General features: G+C 65.3%; 9 protein-coding genes. 7 read left to right on the top strand and 2 right to left on the bottom strand.

Annotated elements, in window-relative coordinates; all coding sequences use genetic code 11:
* The first annotated feature begins 186 nt into the window (after positions 1–186).
* From IAE36_RS23285 to IAE36_RS23295, 3 genes are all read left to right on the top strand, one after another.
* Positions 187–750: a GNAT family N-acetyltransferase gene (locus IAE36_RS23285; protein ID WP_028631614.1), complete on the top strand. Its 564-nt coding sequence runs from the start codon at positions 187–189 to the stop codon at positions 748–750.
* A gap of 78 nt (positions 751–828) precedes the next feature.
* The gene (locus tag IAE36_RS23290; protein WP_201214953.1) at positions 829–1,368 is read left to right on the top strand and encodes a hypothetical protein; all 540 of its coding nucleotides are present in this window, start codon (positions 829–831) and stop codon (positions 1,366–1,368) included.
* Positions 1,369–1,388: 20 nt separating this feature from the next.
* On the top strand, positions 1,389–1,775 hold the full coding sequence (locus IAE36_RS23295; protein ID WP_201214954.1) for a lysozyme inhibitor LprI family protein: 387 nt from the start codon (positions 1,389–1,391) through the stop codon (positions 1,773–1,775).
* A 9-nt stretch (positions 1,776–1,784) separates the two neighbouring features.
* Here IAE36_RS23295 and mnmH read toward each other — a convergent pair whose 3' ends face one another.
* Both mnmH and selD read right to left on the bottom strand, forming a co-directional pair.
* Positions 1,785–2,903: a tRNA 2-selenouridine(34) synthase MnmH gene (gene mnmH / locus IAE36_RS23300; RefSeq protein ID WP_201214955.1), complete on the bottom strand. Its 1,119-nt coding sequence runs from the start codon at positions 2,901–2,903 to the stop codon at positions 1,785–1,787.
* Positions 2,903–3,937, bottom strand: coding sequence for a selenide, water dikinase SelD (gene selD, locus IAE36_RS23305; protein WP_201214956.1), 1,035 nt, complete (start codon positions 3,935–3,937; stop codon positions 2,903–2,905). Before selD ends, mnmH begins: the two co-directional genes overlap by 1 nt.
* Before the next feature lie 110 nt (positions 3,938–4,047).
* Between selD and IAE36_RS23310 the strand changes: the two genes are divergently transcribed.
* From IAE36_RS23310 to IAE36_RS23325, 4 genes are all read left to right on the top strand, one after another.
* Positions 4,048–4,902, top strand: a complete 855-nt coding sequence (locus IAE36_RS23310; RefSeq protein WP_201214957.1) for a putative selenate ABC transporter substrate-binding protein — start codon at positions 4,048–4,050, stop codon at positions 4,900–4,902.
* A complete protein-coding gene (locus IAE36_RS23315) occupies positions 4,902–5,717 on the top strand; it encodes a phosphonate ABC transporter ATP-binding protein (protein ID WP_201214958.1) in 816 nt (271 codons plus the stop codon). Before IAE36_RS23310 ends, IAE36_RS23315 begins: the two co-directional genes overlap by 1 nt.
* Complete coding sequence (locus tag IAE36_RS23320) at positions 5,711–6,538, top strand: PhnE/PtxC family ABC transporter permease (RefSeq protein ID WP_201214959.1); 828 nt, start codon at positions 5,711–5,713, stop codon at positions 6,536–6,538. The genes IAE36_RS23315 and IAE36_RS23320 overlap by 7 nt, the downstream gene beginning before the upstream one ends.
* On the top strand, positions 6,535–7,157 hold a 623-nt coding region (locus IAE36_RS23325; RefSeq protein ID WP_201214960.1), incomplete at its 3' end, for an ABC transporter permease subunit. The genes IAE36_RS23320 and IAE36_RS23325, both read left to right, overlap by 4 nt.

The raw sequence follows: 7,157 nt of genomic DNA on the forward strand, positions 1-7,157 counted from the left end.
CGCGCGGCGCATCGCGAGCTGCGCTCGCTCCTACGCTTGTTTCGGGCCAGTCATGCCTGTAGCAGTCGCGCGCGGCCGCCTGTTTCGGCGTCCCGACTGTAGCCTCGGGCAATAATGCAAGTCAGGCGCCTTCCACCCAACATGTAGGTAAACTGTCATCTCCCCGCAATGGACAGGAGATCCGGCGTGACCCCACCCCGCAGTTTCCCCAGTGACCTCTGCCTCGACAGCCCACGGCTGCAACTGCGCCCCATGCGCCATGCCGACGCTGCGCAGTGGTTGAAGATCATGGCCGACCCCGAGGTCATGCGCTATTGGCATCATGCACCCTGGCACAACCTGGCTGAGGCAGAAAGCGCCCTGGCCGCCGACCGCGAAGCCTACACCCGTGGCGAGCAACTGAAGCTCGGCATGTACCGCCGCGACAATGGCGAGTTGATCGGCATGGTGCAGCTGTTCAACATCGACGATGTTTCCCGCCGTGGCGAGATCGGTTACTGCCTGGCCAGCGCTGTGCAGGGGCGCGGCTACATGGATGAGGCGTTGACCTGCTTCATCGACTATATCGCCAACACCCTGCACTTGCGCCGCCTGGAAGGGGAGATCGACCCACGCAACCAAGGCTCTGCGCGTACGTTGGAGCGCCAGGGCTTCGTGCTTGAAGGTACGTTGCGCGCCCGTTGGTGCGTAGCGGGTGAGTTGTCTGACTCCGGCATTTACGGCCTGCTGCTGGAGCCGCCAGTTGCCTGAAGCCTTGTACCCGGTGTTTGGAGGGCGGGCCGGGCATGGGTTAAGGTCACCCCTTGTCCCGAACTCTCCAGGTGCCCCTTGCCCGCTTTCTACCTGAGCATCAGCTTGCTGCTGTACCTGGCCGCGCTGTTTTTTGACGGCGCGCTGATGGCAGGCGGTCGCCACATGCCGGCCTTGCAGATGCTGTTGTACGGGCCATGGGGCTTGCCGTTCGGCCTGCACCAGTGGTTCGCCAACCCACTGCTGGCCCTGGCCATTCTGGCCCACCGTCGCCTGCGCCGGTTTGCGTTGCTGGCAGGGCTGGGCGCCTTGTACCTGGCGGGTACCAGCTTGGGTATCGACCGCCTGCCCGACAACCAGAGCTATGAGTTCCACGACCTGGCCGGCTTTGCCGCCGGGTTTTACCTGTGGCTGGCGGCGATCGGCGTGTTCTGCCTGGGCCAGGCCTGGCACTGCATGAAAGCGCGCTGCGCCGCCGATATGCCAGGCTGGAACTGGGCGGATGTAGCCCTCATCGCGGCACTGGCGGTGACGTTGTATGCCGCCACCCAGATGCCGTCTTTGCGCTTCGAACCCGGCAAGGTGCTGATGCCGCCGGAGCAGCCTCAGACTCTGTAACGACCACTAGGAGCGTTTGCATGATCAAGCATTATCTGGCGGGCATCGCCTTGGCCTGTACCCTGCCGCTGGCCGTGGCCGACGACCATTCGCCGGCCTATGGGCAGTGCATGGACAAAGCCTCCAGCACCGTCGCCATGAGCGAATGCCTGAAGGCGGAAACCCAGGTGCAGGACCAGCGCCTGAACGCGGTGTACAAACGCCTGATGGGCAAGCTGGCCGCCGATCAGCAGAAAAGCCTGCGCGATGTACAACGCAAGTGGCTGGCCTACCGCGATGGCAACTGCCAGTTCCACCGGCAGGCCAGTGGCGGCACCATGGCCCAGCTGGAGGGCGGCACCTGCCTGATGGACATGACCCGCGACCGTGCCGCGGAGCTGGAGCGCATACTCAGCCCCGGGCAATGACGGCTTGGGTTACAGGCGCGGCGCCTGATGCCGCTGCGCCCGTGCCTTGAGGTACTCGCGCACTTCCAGGGCGTTGCCGGCAAATTCGATACGCTCGGCTTTGGCGTCCCGCTGGTAGGCGTACATCGGGTCGTAGTACTCGCTGAGCAACCCCTCGATCCAGCCCCGGTGCAGAGCCACCGCGCCGCTGCGCTGCTGCTCATCCAGTGCCTGGGCGAGCAGCGCCGCAAGCCGTTGATGGCGCTCGCCGCCCAGGCGCTTGTGGATATTGGCCATGCTCTGCAGCATCCGCTGTGCAAACAGCTGTAACCCCGCCTCGTGGCCATGAAGTGCCACGAACTCGGCGCTCAGGTCGATCACGTAGTCACGCAGGATCCGCTCCACCCGGCCGCCGAAGCTGTCTTCCAGCCACACCATCGGGTACTGCTGCATGCCCTGGTAGAGCTCCAGCGGGACCGTGCAGCTGCCCACGATACGGCCTTCGTCTTCCAGCACGAACTGGCTGACCCCAAGGGCGCGTTTTTTCAGCACGTCGATGGCCAGTTGGTTTTCGAAGTCGATCTGCGCCGGTTGCGCGGTGGCGCGCTTGCCGAAGCTGGAGCCGCGGTGGTTGGCGTGGCCTTCCAGGTCCAGCACGTTGTCCAGTTGGTGCAGTACATCGGTTTTGCCGGTGCCGGTCAGGCCACCCAGCAGCACGAAGCCGCACTGGGCAACGGCTTGCTGGGTAGTCTCCAGCAGGTAGTTACGCATGGCCTTGTAGCCGCCGGTGATGCGAGGGTAGCGGATACCGGCCTCATCACGTAGCCAGCCCTGAACGATCTGCGAACGCAGGCCGCCTCTGAAACAGTACAGGTAGCCTTCAGGGTGAGCCTGGGTGAACGCCACCCAGGCGTCCATGCGCGCCTGCTTGGTGTCACCCCCCACCAGGCGGTGGCCCAGCTCAATGGCGGCGGCCTGACCCTGCTGCTTGAAGCAGGTGCCGACCTTCTGCCGCTCCTGGTCGTTCATGAGTGGCAGGTTGACCACGCCGGGGAAGGCGCCTTTGGTGAATTCGATGGGGGCACGCATGTCCATCATCGGCACGTCGTTCAGGAAAAGCTGACGGAAGTCAGTGCAGTCGGGGCGCATCAAATGACCTCGACTGCGTGGCTCTGTCGCGCTACCAGGCTGCCGATCGGCGACAGCTGCAGGCCCAGCTCGGAGGCTACGGAGAGAAACGCTGCTTCACCTTCAGGGCTGACCGCCACCAGCAGGCCACCGCTGGTTTGCGGGTCGCACAGCAGCTGCTTCTGCTCGTCGCTGAGGGCGCCCAGCTTGTGCCCATAGCTTTCGAAATTGCGCAGGGTGCCGCCCGGGATGCAGCCTTCGGCCAGGTAGTGCTCGACGCCAGGCAGGCGTGGAACAGCGGCGTAGTCCAGGTGCGCCGTCAGGCCGCTGCCTTCTGCCAGCTCCACCAGGTGGCCAAGCAGGCCGAACCCGGTGACGTCGGTCATGGCCTTCACACTGTCGAGCTTGCCGAAACGGCTGCCTGCGGTGTTGAGGGTACACATCCAGTCACGGGCCAGGCCCCGGTCCTGATCGCGCAGCTTGGCTTTTTTCTCGGCGGTGGTGAGGATGCCGATGCCCAGCGGTTTGGTCAGGTACAGGCGGCAACCTGCCGTGGCGGTGTCGTTGCGCTTGAGGTGGCGTTTGCTGACCACGCCGGTGACGGCCAGGCCGAAAATGGGCTCGGGCGCGTCGATGGAGTGCCCGCCGGCCAATGGAATGCCCGCTTCGGTACACACTGCACGGCCCCCGCGAATGACTTCGCGGGCGACTTCTGGCGGCAGCACGTTGACTGGCCAGCCAAGAATGGCGATGGCCATCAACGGGTCGCCGCCCATGGCGTAGATATCGCTGATGGCGTTGGTGGCCGCAATGCGCCCGAAATCGTACGGGTCATCGACGATCGGCATGAAGAAGTCGGTGGTCGACACCACGCCACGCTCATCGTCCAGCGCGTACACCGCCGCATCGTCGCGCGAGGCATTGCCCACCCACAGCTTGGGGTCCAGCGCCTGGGCGCCGCTTTCGGCAAGGATCACGTCCAGCACCTTGGGAGAGATCTTGCAGCCACAGCCGGCGCCATGGCTGTACTGGGTCAGGCGAATCGGCTCGCTCATGTGCACCTCGGCAGCTCAAAGTATGGCGCGATTGTAGCAAAGCTGGCCTTTGAGCCCGGGCCTCTTATAATCCGTTGGGCGGCCGCTCGCCCCTCAACTGGAGAATACCCATGCTCAAACGTCCCCTGGCGCTCGCCGCCGGCCTTGTGCTGTCCTGCTGCACTGTTGTCGCCCAGGCGGCGGAAACCCTGCGCGTCAGCGCCATCCCGGATGAAGCGCCAACCGAACTGCAGCGCAAGTTCAAGCCGTTGGGCGAGTACCTGGGTAAGCAGTTGGGCATGGACGTGAAGTTCGTCCCGGTGGCCGACTACCCGGCCGTTGTCGAGTCGCTGGCATCCGACCGGCTGGACCTCGCCTGGCTGGGCGGTTTCACCTTTGTCCAGGTACACCTCAAGGACCCGACCGCCACCCCGTTGGTGCAGCGTGAGCAGGATGCCCAGTTCACGTCCAAGTTCATCACTGCCAACCCTGACGTGAAGAGCCTGGCCGACCTCAAGGGCAAATCCTTTGCCTTCGGCTCCATTTCCTCCACCTCTGGCAGCCTGATGCCGCGCTACTTCATGCTCAAGCAGGACAACATCAAGCCCGAGGGCTACTTCAGCCGGGTGGCCTATTCCGGTGCTCACGACGCCACCGTGGCCTGGGTGCAGGCGGGCAAGGTGGACGGCGGCGTGCTGAACGCCAGCGTGTGGCAGAAGCTGGTGGATGCCGGCAAGGTGGATACCAGCAAGGTCCGTGTGTTCGCTACCACGCCGACCTACTTCGACTACAACTGGACGGTGCGCGGCAACATGGACCCTGCGCTCAAGCAGAAGATCAAGCAGGCCTTCCTCGACCTGGACCCGGCCAACCCCGAGCAGAAGGCCATTCTGGACCTGCAGGCCGCCAGCCGCTTCATCGAGACCAAACCTGAAAACTACCAGGGCACCGAACAGGCTGCCCGCGAGGCCGGCCTGCTCAAGTGATGGCGGCTGCGACTTCGGCGCTGGCAGTGCAACTGCACGGCGCCGGCTTGCGGCACGCCGCAGTGCGGGCGCTGGACGGCGTGAGCCTGGCAATCCGGCAAGGTGAGCGGGTGGCCATCATTGGCCCCTCGGGTGCCGGCAAGTCCAGCTTGCTGCACCTGATGGCCTCTGCGGTGCCGCCCAGCAGCGGTAGCCTGCACGTGCTCGGCGAGCAGCCTTGGGCGCTGTCTGCCCGGGCGCGCCAACGCCTGCGCGCCCAGGTGGGTTTGGTGCACCAGGCGCCGCCGCTGCCACCTCGCCAGCGCGTGGTCACGGGCGTACTCGCCGGTCGCCTCGGCCAATGGGGCGTGCTGCGGGGTTTGTTCAACCTGCTGTACCCCAGTGATATCCCCGGTGCACGCCGGGTGCTGGCCGAACTGGGCCTGGCTGACAAACTGTTCGTGCAGTGCGGGCAACTGTCAGGCGGGCAGTTGCAGCGGGTAGGCATTGCCCGCGCCCTGTACCAGCAACCCCGGCTGCTGCTGGCCGATGAACCGGTGTCGGCGATGGACCCGGTGCTGGCCGACCACAGCCTGGCCTTGCTCAACCGCCATGCCCAGGCCGGCGGCGTGACGCTGGTGGCGAGCCTGCATGCCGTGGAACTTGCACTGGCGCACTTCCCGCGGGTGATTGGCATCCGCGATGGCCACGTGCTGTTCGACTGCCCGGCCGAGGCGGTCAGCGAACAACTGCTCAATGACTTGTACGCCAACGAGCACTTGGCGCCGGCGCCTGACCAGCCAGCACCCTTGTCTGTGCAGATGCCTCGATGTTGAAGGCTGATGCGCGCGACCCTGCATTGCTGCCGCGTTTGCTGCTTGGCCTGCTGGCTTTGGTGGTGCTGTGGCCCGGCATCCAGCTCAGTGAACTCAACCCCAGCGTGCTGCTGCAGGCGGAAAACCGTCAGCAGATCGCCAGCTTTACGGCTGCGTTCTGGCCGCCGACCCATGATGCGCAGTTCATGGCACTGCTGCTGGACGCCACCCTGCAGACCTTGGCTGTCGCCACTGCCGGTATGGCCCTGGCACTGTTGCTTGCAGCACCGGCAGCGTTACTGGCCAGCCGGGCACTGTCGCTGCGCGCCGCTTCCAGCAATGGGCGCGGGGCCGGATGGTCGCGGTGGGTGCGCATGCCGGTGCGTGGGGTACTGATCTTTCTGCGCAGCGTGCCGGAAATTGTCTGGGCGCTGTTGTTCGTACGGGCAGTGGGGTTGGGGCCGACGGCGGGGGTGCTGGCTATCGCCATTACCTACAGCGGCATGCTGGGCAAGGTCTATGCCGAGATTTTCGAATCGGTGGATCAGCGGCCGGCCCACGCGCTGCTGCATGCGGGTGCGGGCCGGCTGAGCGCGTTTTTCTACGGCATCCTGCCCAATGCGGCGGCTGAGGTGGTGTCGTATACCGTTTACCGTTGGGAATGCGCTATCCGCGCTTCAGTGGTGATGGGCTTTGTGGGGGCAGGGGGCCTGGGCCAGCAGATCGATTTGTCGATGCGGATGTTCGCTGGCGCCGAGGTGGCGAGCATGCTGCTGACATTCCTGGTACTGGTGATGTTGGCCGACGGGTTCAGCCGCCTGTTGCGCTGGAGGCTGACATGAACCGGCTGATCAACCTGGGGCTGGTAGCGGCGATTTTGGCGGCGGTGGTCGCGTCTTTTGCCTACCTCGGCTTGGATTTCCAGGCGCTGGTGGGTAACGGCGGCCTGGGGCAGATGGGCGAGTACGCCGGGCGTTTCCTGCACCCGGACCTGTCTGCCGGGCATGTGGGGGCGGTTGCCTACGGTGCGCTGGAAACCTTGGCCATGTCGGGCATGGGCACGTTGCTGGCGGTGGTGCTTGGGCTTTTGCTGGCCCTCCCTGCAGCTGGCCGCTTCGGGTGGCCGTTGCAGGCGGTGGCGCGGCTGCTGCTCAATGCTTTGCGTGCCATCCCGGAATTGGTGTGGGCGGCGCTGACGGTGCTGGCTGCAGGGCTAGGCCCCAACGCCGGTACCCTGGCCTTGGCCCTGCACACGGCGGGGGTGTTGGGCCGGCTGTTTGCCGAGGCGCTGGAAAACGCCCCCCCGGAACCCGCGGCGGCTATCCGGCTGCAGGGGGGTAGCCAGGTGGCTGCGTTCTGCTTCGGCACCTTGCCCAACCTGTGGCCGCAGCTGCTGGCATACAGCCTGTACCGCTGGGAAAACAACATCCGCATGGCCAGCGTGCTGGGGTTCGTTGGGGC

Source organism: Pseudomonas sp. S36 (assembly GCF_016647875.1).
GTDB lineage: Bacteria > Pseudomonadota > Gammaproteobacteria > Pseudomonadales > Pseudomonadaceae > Aquipseudomonas > Aquipseudomonas parafulva.

What these genes read in the sequence shown, in the direction of transcription:
- selD (WP_201214956.1), bottom strand. Translation starts at nt 3,937, where the DNA reads ATGAGCGAGCCGATTCGCCTGACCCAGTACAGCCATGGCGCCGGCTGT.
- IAE36_RS23320 (WP_201214959.1), top strand. Translation starts at nt 5,711, where the DNA reads ATGTTGAAGGCTGATGCGCGCGACCCTGCATTGCTGCCGCGTTTGCTG.
- IAE36_RS23315 (WP_201214958.1), top strand. Translation starts at nt 4,902, where the DNA reads ATGGCGGCTGCGACTTCGGCGCTGGCAGTGCAACTGCACGGCGCCGGC.
- mnmH (WP_201214955.1), bottom strand. Translation starts at nt 2,903, where the DNA reads ATGCGCCCCGACTGCACTGACTTCCGTCAGCTTTTCCTGAACGACGTG.
- IAE36_RS23295 (WP_201214954.1), top strand. Translation starts at nt 1,389, where the DNA reads ATGATCAAGCATTATCTGGCGGGCATCGCCTTGGCCTGTACCCTGCCG.
- IAE36_RS23310 (WP_201214957.1), top strand. Translation starts at nt 4,048, where the DNA reads ATGCTCAAACGTCCCCTGGCGCTCGCCGCCGGCCTTGTGCTGTCCTGC.